Origin of the sequence: Corallococcus exiguus, from assembly GCF_009909105.1 — a bacterium.
In the GTDB taxonomy this organism is placed as follows: Bacteria; Myxococcota; Myxococcia; order Myxococcales; family Myxococcaceae; genus Corallococcus; species Corallococcus exiguus.
Window position 1 is genome coordinate 273,707 of sequence record NZ_JAAAPK010000012.1, and the last position, 20,141, is coordinate 293,847.

General features: G+C 70.6%; 12 protein-coding genes. 8 read left to right on the forward strand and 4 right to left on the reverse strand.

Features of this window, described 5'->3' with window-relative positions:
• Positions 1-136 precede the first annotated feature (136 nt).
• On the forward strand, positions 137-463 hold the full coding sequence (locus GTZ93_RS35680) for a pilus assembly protein N-terminal domain-containing protein (RefSeq protein ID WP_158620770.1): 327 nt from the start codon (positions 137-139) through the stop codon (positions 461-463).
• Positions 464-485: 22 nt separating this feature from the next.
• Here GTZ93_RS35680 and GTZ93_RS35685 read toward each other — a convergent pair whose 3' ends face one another.
• Complete coding sequence (locus GTZ93_RS35685; protein WP_120575824.1) at positions 486-938, reverse strand: PaaI family thioesterase; 453 nt, start codon at positions 936-938, stop codon at positions 486-488.
• Positions 938-1,387 carry a PaaI family thioesterase gene (locus GTZ93_RS35690; protein ID WP_139920378.1) on the reverse strand — a complete coding sequence of 150 codons (450 nt, stop codon included), beginning with the start codon at positions 1,385-1,387 and terminating at the stop codon, positions 938-940. The genes GTZ93_RS35685 and GTZ93_RS35690 overlap by 1 nt, the downstream gene beginning before the upstream one ends.
• Before the next feature lie 160 nt (positions 1,388-1,547).
• Here GTZ93_RS35690 and GTZ93_RS35695 point away from each other — a divergent pair, with 160 nt between their 5' ends.
• Positions 1,548-4,991, forward strand: coding sequence for an amidohydrolase family protein (locus tag GTZ93_RS35695; RefSeq protein WP_139920377.1), 3,444 nt, complete (start codon positions 1,548-1,550; stop codon positions 4,989-4,991).
• A gap of 421 nt (positions 4,992-5,412) precedes the next feature.
• Positions 5,413-5,868: a hypothetical protein gene (locus tag GTZ93_RS35700; RefSeq protein WP_139920375.1), complete on the forward strand. Its 456-nt coding sequence runs from the start codon at positions 5,413-5,415 to the stop codon at positions 5,866-5,868.
• Between the two features lie 4 nt (positions 5,869-5,872).
• Here the strand turns inward: GTZ93_RS35700 and GTZ93_RS35705 are convergent, their stop codons facing one another.
• Positions 5,873-9,265: a hybrid sensor histidine kinase/response regulator gene (locus GTZ93_RS35705; RefSeq protein WP_139920373.1), complete on the reverse strand. Its 3,393-nt coding sequence runs from the start codon at positions 9,263-9,265 to the stop codon at positions 5,873-5,875.
• Positions 9,266-9,888: 623 nt separating this feature from the next.
• Between GTZ93_RS35705 and GTZ93_RS35710 the strand changes: the two genes are divergently transcribed.
• A complete protein-coding gene (locus GTZ93_RS35710; RefSeq protein ID WP_139920371.1) occupies positions 9,889-11,400 on the forward strand; it encodes a M20/M25/M40 family metallo-hydrolase in 1,512 nt (503 codons plus the stop codon).
• Between the two features lie 7 nt (positions 11,401-11,407).
• Here the strand turns inward: GTZ93_RS35710 and GTZ93_RS35715 are convergent, their stop codons facing one another.
• Positions 11,408-13,168: an MDR family MFS transporter gene (locus GTZ93_RS35715; protein WP_161663255.1), complete on the reverse strand. Its 1,761-nt coding sequence runs from the start codon at positions 13,166-13,168 to the stop codon at positions 11,408-11,410.
• A 247-nt stretch (positions 13,169-13,415) separates the two neighbouring features.
• Between GTZ93_RS35715 and GTZ93_RS35720 the strand changes: the two genes are divergently transcribed.
• The 4 genes from GTZ93_RS35720 (at position 13,416) to GTZ93_RS35735 (ending at position 20,127) form a co-directional block, all read left to right on the forward strand.
• Complete coding sequence (locus GTZ93_RS35720) at positions 13,416-15,401, forward strand: lysyl oxidase family protein (RefSeq protein WP_139917174.1); 1,986 nt, start codon at positions 13,416-13,418, stop codon at positions 15,399-15,401.
• A 100-nt stretch (positions 15,402-15,501) separates the two neighbouring features.
• Positions 15,502-17,502: a lysyl oxidase family protein gene (locus GTZ93_RS35725; RefSeq protein WP_139917172.1), complete on the forward strand. Its 2,001-nt coding sequence runs from the start codon at positions 15,502-15,504 to the stop codon at positions 17,500-17,502.
• A gap of 150 nt (positions 17,503-17,652) precedes the next feature.
• Positions 17,653-18,879 (forward strand): ABC transporter permease, encoded by a 1,227-nt coding sequence (locus GTZ93_RS35730; protein WP_120575816.1) that lies wholly within the window; start codon positions 17,653-17,655, stop codon positions 18,877-18,879.
• 21 nt (positions 18,880-18,900) lie between these two features.
• On the forward strand, positions 18,901-20,127 hold the full coding sequence (locus GTZ93_RS35735) for an ABC transporter permease (protein ID WP_120575815.1): 1,227 nt from the start codon (positions 18,901-18,903) through the stop codon (positions 20,125-20,127).
• Positions 20,128-20,141 lie beyond the last annotated feature (14 nt).

Sequence of the window (20,141 nt, forward strand, 5' to 3'; positions counted from 1 at the left end):
CCTGTAGAAATGGGAACCGCGCTGTAACAACGTCAGTGCGCGCATCGCGGGGGGGCTCTCAGGAGACGTCGGATGCCAGCGCATGGGACATTGGGGCAGCTCCGGACTCCGCCGGAGTCACCCGGAGGTTGCATCCATGGCTTCACGCTTCGTGGCCCTGACGTTGGGAACCCTGCTGCTCAGCGCCCTGCCCGCGGGGGCGAAGGAGCCCGCTGCTCGCGCTGGGGACTCGAAGGAGCTTCCTCCCGCGGACGAGACGCTCACCCTGAAGAAGGGCGCGAAGCAGGTGCTGACGGTGCAGGGAATGAGCCGCGTGGCGCTGGGCGATCCGTCCGTCGCGGACGTGAAGACCACCGGGAAGGACGGCGTGGAGGTCTCCGCGCTGGCGAAGGGGACGACCACGCTCATCATCTGGGGCAGTGACGGCAAACGCCGCACGTACCGCATCGTGGTGGACGGCTAGCGTCCCCCGAAGCTCAGGAGCCTCACGGCTCCGACAGCAGGAACAGCGCGTGCGAGCTGGCGATGGGCCGCGTGCGGTCGTCCTGCCAGGCCTCCACGCGCACGTTGGCCACGCGGCGTCCCTGTCGCGTGATGAATGCTCGCGCGAAGGTGTCCTGCGCCTTGCCCGAGCGCAGGAAGTCCACCGTGGTGGAGATGACCTTGGGCACGCGCTCGGTGTCTGTCTTGAGCAGCAGCTCGAAGATGGCGCTCGATTCCAGCAGCGCCCCCAGCGTGCCGCCGTGCAGCGCGGGCAGGATGCTGTTGCCGATGAGGTGCGGCGCGTAGCGCATGCGGCAGAGCATCTCGCCGGCCAGGTTCTCCACGCCAATGCCCACGAAGCGCGTGTAGGGGATGGCGTCCGTGAGGCGGTGGTACTCGCGCGACTGGCGCACCTGCCGCACCAGGTCCGCGAGGGGAAGCGAAGGCGTGCTCATCAGCTCTCCACCCGCATGAAGGTGCCCTGCGACGAGGCCACCGGCGTCGCAGGGTCGCCCTGGTGCACCAGCGCGCGCACGAAGGCGACCATGCGGGTGACCTTGTAGCACTCGGCCTGCGCGGTCAGCGGCAGGCCCGGGCGCGCGGGGCGCAGGTAGTCGATTCGCAGGTCCAGCGTGACGATGGCCGCGAACGCGCCCAGCGCCGCCATCACCGCCGCGCCGCTAGCCGCGTCGATGAGCGAGGTCACCGCGCCGCCCGCCACCACCCCCGTCTCCGGGTTGCCGACGAGCACATCCGCGTAGGGCATCACCACCGTCGCGTCCGTGGGCCCCACCGCTTCCAGCCGCAGCCCGAGCGCATGGTTGTGGGGCACCGCCTCTGTGAACAGGACGGAGAGCGCCTCGCGCCGCTCCGCCGGGTCCGTGGAAAGACTGAAGTCCGACATGGGCTGGATGCAGTAGCAGATTCGGACCGCGCCGGGGGAACGCACCGCGGCACGCCGCGCCCAGGAACACGCCTGCCCGTCCGCGAGTTCACGGGCGCCCTGACAGCCCACGCATCCTGGCAGGATGCCGCGCCCCGCGTCTTCCCCGAGGACACTTCCGGTGAACCGACCTCTCTCCGCCCTCTGCTTCGCACTGCTCGTCCCAGGTCTGCTCCTGGCGGCGCAGCCCCTGCCCCGGCCCGCGAGTGCACCCGAGCCCGCACCTCCAGGGCAGGGTGAAGCGCCTCCGCAGGAACCGCCCAAGCCGCCCGCGCCCAAGGACACCGCGCGCGAAGCCGCCCGGGCGAGCGAGGGCGACGGCGGCACCCTGGCCCCCGTCGCCACGACGGAGCAGCCGGACGCGAAGAAGGAGGAGTGGAAGGTGGACGCGCCCCCGGGCGTGGCCAGCACGCAGGTGCCCATCGACGTGCGAGAGGGCACGTGGATGAACGTGGACGTGAGCCCGCGCGGAGACGAAATCCTCTTCGACCTGCTGGGTGACATCTACGCGCTGCCCATCGCGGGCGGCGAGGCCCGCGCGCTGACGTCCGGCGCCGCGTGGGACATGCAGCCGCGCTACAGCCCGGACGGGAAGTCCATCGCGTTCACCAGCGACCGGGGCGGCGGGGACAACATCTGGGTGATGGACCGCGACGGAAAGAACCCGCGCGCGGTGACGCAGGAGAAGTTCCGCCTGCTCAACAGCCCGGCGTGGAGTCCGGACGGCCAGTTCCTGGTGGCGCGCAAGCACTTCACCGGCCGACGCTCGCTGGGCGCGGGCGAGGTGTGGATGTTCCACCGCGCGGGCGGCGAAGGCGTGAAGCTCACCGAACGCGCCAACGACCAGAAGGACCTGGGCGAGCCCGTGTTCTCCCCGGACGGCCGCTACGTCTACTTCAGCCAGGACGTCACGCCGGGGAAGTCCTTCGAGTACGACAAGGATCCGAACAAGGAGCTCTACGCCATCCAGCGGCTGGACCTGGACGCGAAGGAGGTGGAGCCCTTCGTCACCGGCCCGGGTGGCTCCATCCGGCCCACGCCGTCGCCGGACGGCAAGCAGCTGGCGTTCGTGCGGCGGGTGCGCGGCAAGAGCGTGCTGTACGTGACGGACGTGAAGTCCGGGGCGGAGCGGCCGCTGCATGACGGGCTCGACCGGGACATGCAGGAGACGTGGGCCATCCACGGCGTGTCTCCGGTGATGGCGTGGACGCCGGACAACAAGTCGCTGGTGTTCTGGGCGGGCGGGGCGCTGCACCGCATCGACGTGGCGACGAAGAAGGTGTCGCCCATCCCCTTCCACGTGAAGGGGACACGCACGGTGTTCGCGGCGGTGAAGGGCACGCGCGCCGTGGCGCCGGACCGCTTCGACGTGAAGATGCTGCGCTGGATGCAGGTGTCACCGGATGGCAAGAGGCTGGTGTACCAGGCGCTGGGCAAGCTTTACGTGAAGGAGCTGCCGTCGGGGACACCGCGGCGGCTGACGCGGCAGAACGAGCACCTGGAGTTCTATCCGTCGTTCTCGCGGGACGGGCGCTCCATCGTCTACACGACGTGGGACGACGACGCGCTGGGCGCGGTGCGCGTGGTGTCGGTGACGGGCGGCGAGGGCCGCGTGGTGACGACGCAGCCGGGCTTCTACGTGGAGCCCGCGATGAGCCCGGACGGCAGGTGGGTGGTGTACCGGACGACGGGCGACGGCTACCTGATGCCGGGCACGTGGAGCCGGGAGACGGGGCTGTTCGTGGTGCCGTCCACCGGTGGAGGCGTGGCGCGCAAGCTGACGCGGGACGGGGAGCAGCCGCACTTCGGCGCGAAGTCGGACCGCGTGTACTTCCTGCACGTGGAGTCCAAGGACGTGGAGGACGTGCGCACGCTGCGCAGCATCGGGCTGGACGGGGATGAGCCGCGCACGCACCTGACCAGCGGTGGCGCGCTGGAGATGCGCGTGTCGCCGGACGACCGGTGGGTGGCCTTCCGCGAGGACTTCAACGCCTACGTGACGCCCTTCGTGCGCGGCGCGAAGGAGGCGCGGGTGGGGCCGTCCACCAAGGCCATGCCGGTGACGCAGGTGAGCCGTGACGCGGGCGAATACCTGCACTGGTCCGGCTCGGATGCGCGGCTGTCCCTGCACTGGGCGCTGGGGTCCAAGCTCTACACGCGGGCGCTGAAGGACGCGTTCACGTTCATGGACGGCGCGCCCAAGACGCTGCCGCCGCCGGAGGCGGACGGGGTGGACGTGGCGTTCTCCGCGAAGTCGGACGTGCCGGAGGGGATGCTGGCGCTGGTGGGCGGGCGGATCGTCACCATGAAGGGCGAGCAGGTGGTGGAGGAGGGCGTGGTGGTGGTGAAGGGCAACCGCATCGTGGCGCTGGGCCCGGTGGGGAAGGTGAACGTGCCCGCAGCGGCGAAGGTGGTGGACGTGAAGGGCAAGACGCTGATGCCGGGCCTGGTGGACGTGCACTGGCACGGGTCCATGGGCGTGGACGGGTTGATGCCGGAGCAGAGCTGGGTGCAGGCGGCGTCGCTGGCGTTCGGCGTGACGACGTTGCACGACCCGTCCAACCACTCGGAGGCCATCTTCGCCGCGAGCGAGCTGGGCAAGGCGGGGATGCTGACGTCGCCGCGCATCTTCTCCACGGGCACCATCCTGTACGGAGCGGCGAGCGCGGACGCGCACGTCGAAATCGACACGCTGGACGATGCGCGCCGGCACCTGCGGCGGATGAAGGCGCTGGGGGCGTTCAGCGTGAAGAGCTACAACCAGCCCCGGCGCGACCAGCGGCAGAAGATTCTCCAGGCGGCGCGCGAGCTGGACATGCTGGTGGTGCCCGAGGGCGGCTCGCTGCTCCAGCACAACCTGACCATGGTGGTGGACGGGCACTCGAGCTTGGAGCACTCGCTGCCGGTGGCGCGCATCTACGACGACGTGCGCCAGCTGTGGAAGGGCACGCGGGTGGGCTACACGCCGACGCTGGGCGTGGCCTACGGCGGGCTCATGGGGGAGAACTACTGGTACCAGAAGACGAACGTCTGGGAGGACACGCGCCTCATGTCGTTCGTGCCCCGCCGCGTGGTGGACGGGCGCTCACGGCGCCGCGTGATGATTCCGGACGAGGAGTTCAACCACCAGAACGTGGCCCGCGTGGCGAAGGAGCTGAACGACCTGGGCGTGAGCGTGCAACTGGGCGCGCACGGTCAGCGTGAAGGCCTGGCGGCGCACTGGGAGCTGGCGATGTTCGTGCAGGGCGGCATGTCGCCGATGCAGGCGTTGCGCGCGGGCACGCTGAATGGCGCGCGTCACCTGGGCATGGACAAGGACCTGGGCTCGCTGGAGGTGGGGAAGCTGGCGGACCTGGTGGTGCTGGACAAGAACCCGCTGGAGGACATCTCCAACAGCCGCACGGTGCGCTACACGATGGTGAACGGCCGGCTGTACGACGCGAACACGCTGAACGAAGTGGGCACGCGGCAGCGCACGCGCGCGAAGTTCTACTTCGAGAAGGACGGCAACGAGGGCTGGAGCCCCCGCGCCACCACGCACGCCACGGAGCAGGTCTGCGATTAGGGTTCGTGCTGTTGTTTTGTGGAGCTGTCGCGGGCTGCGCAGGTGGCCCGCGACAGTTCCGGCAGTCCCTGGGCCCTGGGCCCGGGCCGGGCTGCGTCAGCACGGTGGATTGCCAATGCAAGAGCGGCTCGGCGGCGGCGTGCGAGCAAGTGGAGATGATGAAGCCGCCCCGGCCCCGGAATCCGAACCTGTTGCCTCCACCTGGGGCGGACAAGGAACTGGAGAAGACGGAGAAGGAACGGGTCAGGGAGACCTGCACCCAGGACTACGTTCGCTGTGTCGATGCGGGCGGAGACAGCATGCCAGGACGGGTGGAAGGAGAGAGCCGTTGTGACTCGTGTCGGTCTTATTGCATGGCGAACGGGTTCTGGCCTGACGCCGTATATAGCTGGAACGGAATGCCGCTGAGATGCCCGCGAAAATGAGGAACGCGTTCCAGGATCCGCCATTCCGTGACCCGAACTGGCAGGCCTACATCCTGGATGTCGAGGAGACGAGCGCGCTGGCCCCCAGGGACTGGCCGCGCTTCCGTGCGGGACTGAGGCAGGTGGAACGGCGCCATGCGGGACGGGTGCCGTCGGCCTCTCTTCACCGGGATCTCGCCAAGATGGTGTTCTTCTGCGCCGCGCACTGGGGGCAGACCCCACGGATCGTAAGAGGCGCCCTGCGTGCGTACTTGAAGCATCCGGTGGACACCCGGATGTACTCGTACACGGCCGCTGAGTACTGGCAGTGGGCGTTCAAGGTCTCCCCGGCGGACCTGCCCGCCGCGGAGGCCATGCTCGCGGAGGTCCGCGAGTACCTTCCATCCCTGGACGACCACGAGCGCCGCAACACGGAAGGCCTGCTGGCCTTCCTGGAGCGCCAGCGCGGCTGACCTCTCAGCGGGCCGTCGCGGCCACCTGGGCCAGGGCCTGCTGTATCTGCGGCAGTGCGTAGGGCTTCGGCAGCACCACCACGCCCAGCCACTGCTGCGGATCCCCGTCCAGCGCCGCGCGGCCGTGGCCGGACGCGATGATGATGCGCATGGCGGGCTTTCGCAGCGCCACCTCGCGCGCCAGGTCCACGCCGGACATGCCCGGCAGCGTCACGTCCGTGAAGAGCACGTCGAACCGCTCCGCCGCCAGCGCCACCCGCGCCTCCTCCGCGCTCGCCACCGACATCACCGCGTGGCCCAGCAGCCCCAGCAGCTCACCGGCGGACGAGCGGATGTCCTCGTCGTCCTCCACCAGCAGCACGCGCATCCGCCGCGCGGCCTCCTGTGTCGCCGACGTGTCCCCGGCACGAGGCACCTCCGGCCACTGGAGCTTCGGCGTCACCATCCGCTGCTGCCGCTGGTCCAGCAGTGCCCGCACCTTGCGCGCCAGGTCCTCGCGCCGGTACGGCTTGGACAGCAGGCTCACGCCCGGATCCAACCGGCCGCCGTGCACGATGGCGTTCTCCGTGTAGCCGGACGTGAAGAGCACCTCGATGTCCGGCTGCAGCGCCTTCGCCTGCCGCGCCAGCTCCGGACTGCGCACCGGCCCCGGCATCACCACGTCCGTGAAGAGCAGGTCCACCGCCACGCCGCTCTTCAGGATGGACAGCGCGCTCTGGCCGTCCACCGCGCGCAACACGCGGTAGCCCAGCTCCGTCAGCAGTTCCACCACCGTGGCGCGGACCTCCGCGTCGTCCTCCACCGCGAGGATGGTCTCCTTCCCGCCCTCCACGGGCCCCGTCACCACCTCCGTCACCGGCGCCTCCGGCTGGAAGGCGCGCGGCAGGTACACCTTCACCGTCGTGCCGTGACCCAACTCGCTGTAGATCTTCACGTGCCCGCCGGACTGCTTCACGAAGCCGTACACCATGCTCAGCCCCAGGCCCGTGCCCCGGCCCTCCGGCTTCGTGGTGAAGAAGGGCTCGAACGCGCGCTCCATCACCTCCTGCGACATGCCCCCGCCCGTGTCCGACACCGCCAGCAGCACGTACGCCCCGGCCATCACCTCCGGGTGCGCCTGCGCGTAGTGGTCGTCCAGCGACGCGTTGCTCAACTCCAGCGTCAGCTTCCCGGCGCCCCCCATCGCGTCGCGCGCGTTGATGGCCAGGTTGAGGATGACGTTCTCCAACTGGTGCGGATCCGCCATCGTGTTCCACAGCCCGCCGCCGATGACCGTCTCCACCTCCACGTCCTCGCCCAGCGCGCGGCGCAGGAGGTCGTCCATGCCCCGCACCAGCCGGCCCAGGCTCAACGAGCGAGGCTCCAGCGGCTGCCGCCGCGAGAACGCCAGCAACTGCCCGGACAGCCGGGCCCCGCGCTCCACCGCGCCCAGCGCTGACCGAACCCGATTCAAGCCCCGCTCGTTGCCCGCGACATCTCGCTGGAGCAGTTGCAGGTTGCCGCCCACCACCTGGAGCAGGTTGTTGAAGTCGTGCGCCACGCCGCCCGTGAGCTTCCCCACCGCCTCCATCTTCTGCGCCTGCCGCAGCTGCTCCTCTGTCTGCCGCTGCTCGGTGACGTCGCGCCCGCTGGCGTACAGCACGCCGTCCTCCGGCACCGGCACCGCCGTCCAGGAGATGCGCCGGTAGCCGCCGTGCTTGCACCGATAGGAACTCTCGAAGTTCAGCGTGGGATTTCCTCCCTCCAGGCGGTGCACCTCGGAGCGCGTTCGCGAGTAGTCATCCGGGCGCTCCAGCCACTCCGACGTGCGGCCCAGCAGCTCCTCCTCCGTCCACCCCAGCATCTGCGTCCAGGCCGGGTTGACGCTGAGGAACTTCCCCTCCGACAGGCTCCCCACCACCAGCAGGTCCTGGGACACGTTCCACACGCGGTCCCGCTCCCGGGTGCGCTGCGCCACGCGCTGCTCCAGCGTCTCGTTGGCCCGCTTCAGGTCCGACAGCGCCTTGAGCCTGGACAGCGTCGCCCACACGCGGTCGGCGACGTTGCGTGACAGCTCGATCTCCTCCGCGGTCCACGTGCGCGGCTGCACGTCGTGCAGGAACAGCACCGCCACGAACCGGCCGTGCTCCAGCAGCGGGATGTTGAACAGTGCCCGGATGCCTACCTGCTCCAGCGTGGCCGCATGGGGCGCCGTGCGCGGGTCCTTCCGCACGTCCGGGATGGTCACCACCTCGCCCTTCAGGAGGTCTTCCAGGAACACGCCGTAGTCGTGGAAGCGGTGCACGCCCTCCACGCGCGCCACGTCCGGCGAGGCCACCCAGTTCGGGTGCATCAGCACCAGCGCGTGCGCCGCGTCCACCGTGCCGTAGCCCGCGCGCGGCACGTCCAGCATCCGCCCCACCACCTCCATGGCGAGCTTCGCGGCGGCGTCCGGGGACGAGGCCTCGCGCAGCCGGTCCGCCATCTCCAGCAGCGCCGTCTGCCGCAGCTCCGCCCTCTTGCGCGCGTCGATGTCCACCAGCACGCCGGGAAAGCGCAGCGGCGCGCCCTGCGCGGAAAGGTGGCAGTGGCCGCTGGCCTCCACCCACCGGTGCGCGCCGTCGGCGCGGAGCACGCGGTACTCGGAGCGGTACGCACCGCCCGTCTCCAGCACGCGGGCGATGAGCGCTTCCACCCGGGGCCGGTCCTCCGGGTGGATGGCGGCCACGAACTGGGAGATGGGCAGACCTTCGCGCGCCTGCACGGGGTCCAGTGAGAAGGAGTGCGCGAAGCGCTCGTCCGCGACGACGCGGTTGTCGGGCACGTCCCACACCCAGGTGCCAATCATTGCCTCGGCGTTCAGCGCCAATTGCACGCGCTCGTTCGCCTCGCGCAAGGCATCGTCGGCCTGGTGGCGCTCGGTGATGTCCTGGGTGATGCCCACCAGCTGCACCGGCTTGCCGGCCGCGTCGTACACCAGCGACGCGCGCCGGTGGATCCACCGCACGGCCCCGGTGTCATGACGGCGGATGCGGTACTCCACCGACGGCGTGACCCGCCCCGAGGAGCGCGTGCGCGCGTTGGACACGTGGTGCCGGTCCTCCTCCAGCGCGAGCGCCTCGATGACCGATGCGGGCAGCATGTCCGAGACCGGCACGCCGTACAGCCGGCAGAACTCCGGCGTCACCGTCAGCTGGTTGGTGGCGATGTCCAGCGTGAACACGCCAATGCCGCCCGCCTCCTGGGCCAGCCGCAGCTGTTCCTGCCTCACGCGCGCGTCGGCGTTCCCTCCAGGGGGCGCTGGGACGTCGGGGACCGTGCCAGCTCCGTCATCCAGGCCCGCGGCGCGCAGGCGGAATCGCAGACGTTCGACCTCGGCCCTCAGGGCCTGTTCCGTTTCGGAAAGGGGCACGATCATGAGCGGGGGACCGTGGGTCGGGGGGACGACCTCCGGCCGCGGCACTGTCGCCCGGGTCCTCCGGAGGGGGCAACGGAGAATTCCGAAGGAGGCATTCCTCCGGAACCGGAACACCTCCCCGGTGACGGCGTCCGCGCCCGGCTGTTCCAGGTGAACGCCCGAAGGCGCGTCGCCAGTCCCTCGTGCCGGCGCGCGAGCCCCTTTTTCCCGTCGCCTTGACGCAGGGCAGCCAGGGCGTCAGGTCGTCCTGAACCCTGGGGAATACAGCGCGCGGCGGCGTGTCCTGGGCCTCCAGAAGCCGGAAGACGTCACGGGTTACCCAGGGCAAATGCGAGCCATGGGACGTCCCGCGTTGCGGAGAGTCGTGAACACTCACATCACCCGCGGGTCGCAATGCTCACTTCCCGCCTTGACGCTGCCAGGAATTTCTTTAAAGAATGCACGCACGTCCTCTTCTTCTTGGAAGATGGCGTATGTACCGGGCCTCGCGTTCCCCAACCGCGGAACCGGTGCGTGACGTCCCAGTTGAGCCCCGCGCGCCGCGTTCCCCCTCTCGGCGCGCGGTGGCCCCTGGGACTTCCACCCCGCCCCTCCTCACTCATCAAGTCCCCTCGAGGATTCGAGTGTCCACGTCCACCTTCGTCCTGCCCGTCTCGCTGGCCCTGCAGCTGCTCACCTCGGCATCGCCTTCCCCCCAGAACACGGCGACCGCTCCGTCCCAGGAGCCCGCGCCGAAGTCCCCGGCCACGTCGTCGGTGAAGGCCACGCCCCCGGCCGTGACGAAGCTGACCGCCGCGCAGCAGGCCACGGCGGCGAAGCTGGTGGGTCCCGCGCTCGCGGAAGGCCATGCATACGCGCGGCTGGCGGAGCTGACGGATGGCATCGGGCCGCGCCTGTCGGGGTCCGAGTCCGCGGAGGCCGCGGTGCAGTGGGCCCTGCGCAGCTTCCAGGCGGATGGGGTGAAGGCGTGGAAGGAGCCGGTGAAGGTGCCTCGCTGGGTGCGGGGCGAGGAGCACGGCGAAATCCTGGCCTCCGAGCGCACGCGCGGACTGCCACTGGCGCTGCTGGCCCTGGGCGGCAGCGCGCCCACGCCGCCGGAGGGCATCACCGCGGAGGTGGTGGAGGTGAGCTCGCTGGAGGAGCTGGCGGCGCTGGGTGACAAGGTGAAGGGCCGCATCGTGTTCTTCAACCACACCATGTCGGAGGCGGCGGACTACGGCCGCTTCGCGGGGCTGAGAGGCCGGGGTCCGGCGGCGGCGGCGAAGCAGGGCGCGGTGGCCGCGCTGGTGCGCTCGCTGGCCACGGCGTCGCTGCGCACGCCGCACACGGGCTCCACGCGCTTCGACGAAGGCGGCCCGCGCCTGCCCGCGGCGGCGGTGTCGGTGGAGGACGCGCTCACGTTGCACCGGATGCTCCAGGGCGGAGCGGTGAAGGTGCGGCTGGTGCTGGGGTGCTCGGATCTGCCGGACGCGGACTCGTCCAACGTGGTGGCGGAGGTGCGGGGCCGCGAGAAGCCGGACGAGGTGGTGCTCCTGGGCGCGCACCTGGACTCGTGGGACGTGGGCACGGGCGCGCACGACGACGGCGCGGGCGTGGTGATGGTGATGGAGGCCGCGCGGCTCATCGCGAAGCTGCCCCAGGCGCCCCGGCGCACGGTGCGCGTGGTGCTGTTCATGAACGAGGAGAACGGGCTGCGCGGCGGCCGCGCGTACGCGGAGACGCACGCGAAGGAGCTGCCCAAGCACGTGGCCGCGATCGAAATGGACGCGGGTGGCGGGCGGCCCCTGGGCGTGAGCCTGCACGCGGGGCCGGGCGGTGAGGCTCTGATGCGTCCGTGGCTGGCGCCGTTGGAGGGGCTGGGCGCCGCGCAGTTCCTGGTGGGGCACGCGACGGGCGCGGACCTGAGCCCGATGGAGCCCGCGCACGTGCCCTTCGTGGGCGTGCGGGTGGACAGCAGCCGCTACTTCGACGTGCACCACTCCATGGCGGACACGCTGGACAAGGTGGACCCCCAGGACCTGTCGCGCAGCACCGCCGCGGTGACGTGGATGGCGTACGCGCTGGCGGAGTCGCCGGGCACGCTCGTGCGTCCCACCGCGCCGGAGTCGGACACGCCGCCGCCGCCGAAGAAGTAGGCCGCTGCTACGCCTCCGCCGGGGCCTTGCGCGGTCCGCCCCGGCGAAGCGGCAGCTCCGGCAGCAACAGTGTGACGAGCAGGGCCGCCAGCGCGACGAAGATGGCGACGCGGTACACGGCCATCGTCGCGCGGGTGAAGGACTCCTTCATCGCGCGGTCCACGCGGTCCACGGTGGACAGCGCGCGGGCCTCGTCCGCGTCCACTTGCGCGCGGGCTTCGGGCCCTTCTTGCAGGGCCTGCCGCCGCTCCTCGGCGAAACCCTCCCGCAGCTTCGCCTTCACCTGTTCTGGCTGGAACCGCTGGCCCTGCGGCGCGCCTTCTCCTCCGCCCAGGCCCGACGGCGCGGACGCGTGCAATTCCTGTCGTACGTCCGGAGGCAGTCCGCGCGTGGCCTGCTGCGTGCGCGCGTGCATCTCCCGGCCCAGCGTGCCCGCGAACACGGAGCCCAGGAGCGCCACGCCCACCGTCATGCCCAGCTGCCGGAAGAACGTCGTCGCGGACGTGGCCACGCCAATGCGCTGGGGCGGCACGGAGTTCTGCACGGCCACGGTGTAGAGCGGGATGGACGGGCCCAGGCCCAGGCCCACCAGCACCATCTTCACGGTGACCTCGGCCTGGGTGGAGTCGGGCGTCAGCGTGAAGCCCATCACCGCGAAGCCGCCCATGAGGAACAGCAGCGCCCCTACCATCAGCGCCTTGTAGCGGCCCATCCGGGACACCAGCTGCCCGGACAGGACATTGCCCGCCACCACGCCCAGCGTCAGCGGCGTCAGCGTCAGCCCGGAGTGCGTCGCGGACAGCCCCACCACGTTCACCATGAACAGCGGCAGGAAGGTGACGGACGCCAGGAACACCGCGCCAATGGTGAACACCGCCGCGTTGCCCGCGGAGAACGCGCGCAGGCGGAACAGCGACGGCTCCAGGAGCGGCTCCTTCGCACGGCGCTCCCGCCACACGAAGAGCCCCAGCCCCACCGCCGACAGCGCGAACAATCCCAGGATGGGCGCGGAGCCCCACGGGAACCCGCCCGCCCTTGGCGACGCCGCGCCATGGCCCATGCTGAGCGCGAGCAGCAGCGGCACCACGCCCACCGCCAGCGCCACCGCCCCCAACACGTCCAGCTTCCCGCCGTGCACGCCCTCCGGCTTGAGTGGCGGCATGCGCAGGAAGATGAGCGCCAGCGCGAGCGCGCCCACCGGCAGGTTGATGAAGAACACCCAGTGCCAGCCCAGCGAGTCGGTGATGAAGCCGCCGGCCAGCGGGCCAATGACGCTGGACAGGCCGAACACCGCGCCGAACAGGCCCTGGTACTTGCCCCGGTCGCGCGGCGGGAACAGGTCCGCCACCACCGCCAGCGAGCCGGTGAAGAGCGCCGCGCTGCCCAGCCCCTGCACCGCGCGGCACAGGATGAGCACGAGCGTGGAGCGGGCCGCGCCGCACAGGAAGCTGCCGGTGAGGAACACGGCGATGCCCGCCACCAGCACCGCGCGGCGGCCCAGCAGGTCGGACAGCTTGCCCCACACGGGCACCATCATCGTGGACGCCACCAGGTACGCGGTGGTGAGCCACGGGTAGTGCTCCGGCGCGATGTGCAGGTCCGCCTGGATGGTGGGCCCCGCCGTGGCCACGATGGTCTGGTCCAACGCCGCCAGCAGCAATCCCAGCAGCGCTCCCGCCAGCGTGAAGGCCTTCTGTGAGCGGCTGAACCGCTCGGAGGCCGGAGCGGCGCGGGAGTCCAGGGCGGTGTCGGCGGCGGTGTCGGCCATGGCTCGGGCACGCACTCAGGGCGCGCGCATTCGCGCGAATCTGGGGACGGCGTCGGGGGCTGGCCACGTCCGCCTGCCCGGCTGCTCTCCGTCCGGAAGGCAATGCGCCGTCGGGCAGGTGTCGGAAGCACCGTTCATTCAGCAAGGGCCTTTCGGGGAACGGAGCGCGCCGCTCTATCCTGCGCACCCCTTCATGCCGGACATCGGATGCGCTGGGGGCGTGAGCGCGTCCTGCCCAGGAGTGAACATGCGGACCCGTGGAGCGCTGGCCTGCGCCGTGGTGATGTTCCTGACGGCGGGCTGCAAGGACGACCCCAAGCCCCAGCCCGACGCGGGTGTCCCGGACGCGGGCTCTCAAGACGATGCCGGCACCGCCGGGCCCACCCTCTCCGAAACGCCACGCTGGCAGGTGGAAGGCGATGGCCTCGACGCGAAGGAGTGCTTCGGCCGTGGCGTGGCGCTGGGGGACCTCGACGGTGACGGCCGCAAGGACCTGGTGGTGATTTCACCGCCGTGCACCAGCGGCCCCACGAACCCTGGCCGCGTGATGGTGTACTCGGGGCAGGCGTCCTACTTCTCCCAGACACCCGTCACCTCCACGCTGTCGTGGGTGCATCCCAGCCCGCGCACGTCGGGCTACCAGATGACGGTGGGCACGGGCGACGTCGACGGGGACGCGTACGCGGACGTGGTGGTGAAGAGCTACTACGGCGTCAGCGTGTACAAGGGCGGACCGGACCTGTCCCAGGTGTTCGCCCAGCCGCTGTTCCGCGTGCCGGACTCGTCGACCACGCGCTTCGCCATCGGGCGGTTGCTGGACGTGGATGGCGACGGGCTGGACGACCTCATCGTCTCCACCTTCACCGGGAGCACCACGATCTACCGCGCGACGCCCGGCGGGAAGGAGGGCCCCTTCACCAACGTGCGCGTGCTGTCCGGCTACGCGCAGCCCGCGGGAGACACGGACGGGGACGGCGCCCAGGACCTGCTCATCCCCGTGTACGACGAGGAGAACAGCCAGGGCCTCTTCCTGGGCTGCAAGGCGGACAGCACGCGTGTCTGTGATGGACCGCTCACCGCGCAGCCGGTGTGGAAGGGCAAGGCGGAGAGCGTGAGAGGGATTCCGGACCTGAACGGAGACGGCCGTCCGGAGCTGCTCGCGGGGCTGAGGGGCAGCGTGCGCCTGCACCTGTCCGATGCCTCCGTCCAGGGCTACTCCGCCACGCCCGTGTGGACGTTGATGGACGACCCGGCCTTCCCCAGCGTGGCCGCCCAGAGCCTCACCGTGGGCTCCATGGCGGAGGGGAGCACGGGCCACGACTTCGTGCTCGCCTCGCTGGGGCGCGTGTACCTCTTCCGCCCCACGGCGAACGTGTCCGGTCCGCTGGAGCCGGTGTGGTCGTGGCCTCGCGCCAACCGCCTCCTGCCCCAGACGATGCTGGGCTTCACCGTCCCCAGCGTGGCCAGCCCCGGCGACCTGGACGGGGACGGCTACGACGACCTGGTGGTGGGTGTCTCGCAGGAGAGCGACGGCACGCGCGCCCCGGGCCGGGTGCGGGTGTACGGCGGCGGCGTGGTGCCGGACTCGGAGGAGCCCGCGCCCGCGCTGATGCCCACGAAGTCGTGCAACCTCCAGGTGGATCCGGTGAACGGCAAGCCGGACCTCACGGTGGACCGGGACGTCATCGCCCGCTCGCTCTACATCGAACGGCGCTCCTTCGCGGCGGACGCCTGCGAGGTGCGTGAAGGCTGCGTGCCCGCGGGCGGCGAGCGGCGCCTGCTGCGCTTCACCACCTCCATCGTGAACATGGGCACCGCGCCCGCGGTGGTGCCCTCGCCGGAGGAGCGGCCGGACCTCTTCGTCTATGACGAGTGCCACCAGCACGACCACCTGGTGAACTTCGCGGGCTACGACCTCAAGGACGCCTCCGGCAACTCCCTGTCCGTGGGGCGCAAGCAGGGCTTCTACATGATCGACTTCACCCAGTACTGCGCGGACGGCACCCCGTTCGCCTGGTACGACCCGGGCACGGGCATCTCGCCGGGGTGGTCGGACGTCTACACGGCGGACACCGCCTGCCAGTGGCTGGATGTCACCGACACTCCGGACGGCGACTACACCGTGCGGGTGGGCGTGGATGAGAATCACATCATCGACGAGCTCGACGCGCTCCCCAACGAGGCCACCGTCAAGGTGCGCCTGAAGGGGGACACCGTGACCGTGCTGCCCTGAAGCGAAAGGGCGGGCCGAGCGCATCGTTTCACCGCGAAGGGACTCCTGGAGATGGGGCCGGTGCAATGCCGGCCGGCTTCATTCCGGGGAGAACGACACGATGCGGATGCGATTCGCGCGGTCCTGCGCGGTGGTGGGGCTTTGGGTCCTGACGGGCTGCAAGGGTGATCCGAAACCCCAGCCGGATGCGGGCACGCCGGACGCGGGCCCCACCCTCTCCGAAACGCCGCGCTGGCAGGTGACCGGTGACGGCGCGAGCCCCCGCGAGTGCTTCGGCCGCAGCGTGGCGCTGGGCGACGTCAATGGCGACGGGCGCAAGGACCTGCTGGTGACGTCCGCGCCCTGCTCGAGCCTCAAGACGGACCCCGGCCGCGTGATGGTGTACGCGGGCGAGGCGCGCGACTTCTCGAAGACGCCCGTCACCACGACGCTGACGTGGGTGCACCCCAGTCCCCACGCCTCCAGCTACAAGATGACGGTGAGCACGGGCGACATCGACGGGGACGCGTACGCGGACGTGCTCGTCGCCACCTCCTACGGCGTCAGCGTCTTCAAGGGCGGACCGGACCTGTCCCAGGTGCTGACGCAGCCGGTGTTCCGCGCGCCGGACTCCGCCACCCTGCGCTTCAGCGGCGCGCGGCTGGTGGACCTGGACGGGGACGGGAGGCACGAGCTTGCCGTCTCCATCGCCGCCAGGGAACTCACCGTGTACCGGTCGACGCCGGGCGCGCCGGAAGGGGCCTTCACCGCCGTGCGCACGTTGACCGGCATCCCCAGCCCCGCGGGAGACGCCGACGGGGACGGGGTCCAGGACCTGGCCGTGGCCCACAACGACTCCACGGCGGAGCTCTTCCTGGGGTGCAAGCCGGGCAGCGCGCGTGTCTGTGAAGGGCCGCTCACGGCCCAGCCCGTGTGGACGGGCCAGGCCGAGTCCTTCATCGCGCTGCCCGACCTGAACGGAGACGGCCGCTCGGAGGCGCTGCTGCTCCTGGACGGCAGCCAGCGCCTGCACCTGTCCGATGCCGCGAGCCAGGGCTACGCGCAGCAGGTCACCTGGCAGCCCATGGACGACGCGGCCTTCCCTCTCTTCGGACAGTCCTACCTCACCTTCGGCGAGACCGTCGTCTCCGTGGGCGCCATGGTGGAGGGCGGCACGGGCCACGACTTCGTCATCGGCGCCGTGGGCCGCGCGTACCTCTTCCGCCCCACCGCGAACGTGTCCGGCCCGCTGGAGCCGGTGTGGGCGTGGCCGCGCGCCAACCGCCTCCTGCCCCAGATGTCGCTGGGCACCGACTACCTGGGCCTGGCCTCCGCGGGCGACCTGGACGGGGACGGGTACGACGACCTGGTGGTGGGCGTGCCCCCGGGACTCAGCGGCACACCCTCGGGCGCATCTTCGGGAGACGCCGCCCTGGGCCGGGTGATGGTGTTTGGCGGCGGCGCGGTGCCGGACTCGCCGGAGCCCGCCCCCGCGCTGGCGCCCACGAAGTCGTGCAACCTCCAGGTGGATCCGGTGAACGGCAAGCCGGACCTCACGGTGGACCGGGACGTCATTGCCCGCACGCTCTACCTGGAGCGGCGCTCCTTCACGGCGGACTCGTGCGAGGTGCGCGAGGGCTGCGTGCCCGCGGGCGGTGAGCGGCGCCTGCTTCGCTTCACCACCTCCATCATGAACATGGGCACGGGCCCGCTGGTGGTGCCTTCACCCGAGGAGCGGCCGGACCTCTTCGTCTACGACGAGTGCCACGACCACCACCACCTGACGAACTTCGCCGGCTACGACCTGAAGGACGCGGCGGGTAACACCACGTCGGTGGGGCGTAAGCAGGGCTTCTACATGATCGACTTCACCCAGTACTGCGCGGACGGCCAGCCCACCAGCTGGTACGACCCGGGCACGGGCATCTCGCCTGGCTGGTCGGACGTCTACACCGCGGACCTGCCCTGCCAGTGGCTGGACGTCACCGACACCCCGGACGGCGAGTACACCGTGCGCGTGGGCGTGGACGAGAACCACATCGTGGACGAGGCCGACGTCCTGCCCAACGAGGTCTCCGTCAAGGTGCGCTTGACCGGTGACACGGTGACCGTGCTGCCCTGAAACGGGAAAATCCCGCCGTGAAACGCCGTCCGATGAAGGCCGCGTGCAATGGGCGGCCCTCCTGGGCGTAGAGTGCCTGACGCGGCCCGTCCGCCGGGGTCCCTCCCGGTGCGGTGGGCCGCATGGCTTCCATCGTGAAGGGGTGGTTTCGTGAACTTCCGGGTCGACGTGTGGGAGGGCGCGCGCATCGCGCTGACCTCGCTGCGCTCCAACCGGCTGCGGACGGTGCTCACCACGGTGGGCATCGGCGTGGGCGTGTGCACCCTGCTGGCCATCGTCGGCATCATCCAGGGGTTGAACAGCTCCTTCGCGGACCAGCTCAACAAGATTGGCTCCAACACGCTGCAGGTGTCCAAGTTCCCCTGGGTGATGAACGGGGACTGGTGGGCGTACCGCAACCGCAAGACGCTCTCGCTGGACCTGGTGGAGCCCATGCGCGCCGCCTCCGAGCACGTCATCGCGGTGGCCCCCATGATGTTCGTCAACGCGGAGGTGTCCTTCCAGAGCCGGAAGCTCGCCTCCGTGCAGACCATGGGCACCAGCCCCGACTACGCGATGACGTCCTCCGTGGAGATGGGGCAGGGGCGCTTCCTCACGCAGGCGGACGTGGACAACCGCTCCCCCGTCGTGGTGATTGGCGCGGAGGTGGGCAAGGTGCTCTTCCCGGGCATCAACCCGGTGGGCCACCGCATCCTCGTGGACCGTCGCCCCTACCGCGTCGCCGGCGTCATCGTGGAGCGAGGCACGCTGCTGGGGCAGAACGTGGACCTGGTGGTGATGCTGCCGTACACCGCGTTCCAGGGGCACTTCGGCACCCTGCGTGACGTGACCCTGGTGCTCGCGGTGGACCAGCAGGAGAACGTCCCCCGAGTGCAGGACCGGCTCACGGAGACGCTGCGCCGTGAGCGCAACACCAAGCCCGGCGCGCCGGACGACTTCGCCATCAACCGGCCGGATCAGCTGGCCAACATGTACGCGCAGCTCACTGGCGCGCTCTACGGCGCGGCCACCGGCGTCGGGCTCATCACGCTGCTGGTGGGCGGCATCGGCATCATGAACATCATGTTGGTGTCCGTGCGCGAGCGGACGCGCGAGATTGGCGTGAGGCGGGCGCTGGGCGCTCGCAAGAACACCATCATCTTCCAGTTCCTCATGGAGGCGGCCAGCGTGTCCGCGGTGGGCGGCGCGATGGGCACCGCGGTGGGCATGAGCCTCGCGTGGCTGGTGAACTACCTCACGCCCCTGGCGGCGGCGGTACAGCCCATGACGGTGGTGCTGGGCGTGGGCTTCTCCGCGGTGGTGGGCCTGCTGTTCGGCATCTGGCCGGCGGCGCGCGCCGCGAACCTGGACCCCGTGGAAGCGCTCCGCCACGACTAGGCGCGAGCGGGAGACCTGACCATGTGGATGGCTTTCTGGGACACGGTGCGGCTGGCGTTCGGCACGTTCCGCTCCAACCCCCTGCGCTCCTTCCTCACGCTGCTGGGCATCGTCATCGGCGTCACCACGGTGGTGTCCATGATGGCCCTCATCGAGGGCCTCCGGAACCAGGTGAACGAACAGATGTCGGACCTGGGCAGCGACTGCTTCCAGGTGCAGCGGCTGCCCTTCGGCCAGGGTGAGCTGTCCATCGCGGAGCTCGCGCGCCGGCCGCGCTTCACCTACGCGGACCTGGACGCCATCCGCACGCAGCCCTCCATCGCGCAGGCGGCCGGCGAGGACTCCAAGGGCGGCCAGAAGGCCTCCACCGCCGACCGCGAGTCGCGTCCCAACGTGAACGTCTGGGCCGGCACGGCGGAGTACTTCAACACCAACTCGGTGAGCCTCTCCACCGGGCGGCCCTTCACGGACGCGGAGTTCGTGGACGGCCGGCGCGTGGCGGTGATTGGCCAGGACCTGGCGGACACGCTGTGGCCCGGCCTGGACCCCCTGAACCGCGAGTTCCGCCTCCTGGGCCGCACCTTCCAGGTGGTGGGCACGCTCAAGCGCCGGGGCGGGTTCCTGGGCGGCGGCAGCCAGGACAACCAGGCCATGATTCCCCTGTCCACGTTCGCGGGCATGTTCGGCGTGCGCGACTTCCGCATCAGCATCCAGGCGCAGTCCCCGGAGGTGCTCCAGCGGGCCCAGGATGAAGTGACGCTGCTCATGCGCCGCCGCCACGGGCTCAAGCCGACCGACGCGGACGACTTCTTCCTCTACAACAATGCGAGCGCCACGCAGATGTTCAACAGCCTCTCCGCGGCGGTGTCCGCGGCCAGCTTCGGCGTGTGCATCCTGTCGCTGCTGGTGGGCGGCATCGGCATCCTGAACATCATGCTGGTCGCCGTGACGGAGCGGACGCGGGAGATTGGCATCCGCAAGGCGCTGGGGGCCAAGCGCTACCGCATCCTCGCGCAGTTCGCGCTGGAGGCGGTGGTGCTGTCGCTGGTGGGCGGCGCGGTGGGCGTGGCGCTGGGCGTGGGCCTGGCGCACCTGGCGCGGTGGATGATCAACCTGCCCACGGAGGTCCCCATGTGGTCCGTGGTGGTGTCGCTGGTGATGAGCTGCGGGGTGGGGCTGGCGTTCGGCATCTACCCGGCGGCGCGCGCGGCGAAGCTGGACCCCGTGGAGGCGATGCGCTCGGAGTAGCACGCGCACTTCGC

Bases quoted from the DNA above. Each gene is read 5' to 3' on its own strand.
- GTZ93_RS35680 (WP_158620770.1), top strand. From the start codon at position 137: ATGGCTTCACGCTTCGTGGCCCTGACGTTGGGAACCCTGCTGCTCAGC.
- GTZ93_RS35685 (WP_120575824.1), bottom strand. From the start codon at position 938: ATGAGCACGCCTTCGCTTCCCCTCGCGGACCTGGTGCGGCAGGTGCGC.
- GTZ93_RS35690 (WP_139920378.1), bottom strand. From the start codon at position 1,387: ATGTCGGACTTCAGTCTTTCCACGGACCCGGCGGAGCGGCGCGAGGCG.
- GTZ93_RS35700 (WP_139920375.1), top strand. From the start codon at position 5,413: ATGAGGAACGCGTTCCAGGATCCGCCATTCCGTGACCCGAACTGGCAG.
- GTZ93_RS35705 (WP_139920373.1), bottom strand. From the start codon at position 9,265: ATGATCGTGCCCCTTTCCGAAACGGAACAGGCCCTGAGGGCCGAGGTC.
- GTZ93_RS35715 (WP_161663255.1), bottom strand. From the start codon at position 13,168: ATGGCCGACACCGCCGCCGACACCGCCCTGGACTCCCGCGCCGCTCCG.
- GTZ93_RS35720 (WP_139917174.1), top strand. From the start codon at position 13,416: ATGCGGACCCGTGGAGCGCTGGCCTGCGCCGTGGTGATGTTCCTGACG.
- GTZ93_RS35725 (WP_139917172.1), top strand. From the start codon at position 15,502: ATGCGGATGCGATTCGCGCGGTCCTGCGCGGTGGTGGGGCTTTGGGTC.
- GTZ93_RS35735 (WP_120575815.1), top strand. From the start codon at position 18,901: ATGTGGATGGCTTTCTGGGACACGGTGCGGCTGGCGTTCGGCACGTTC.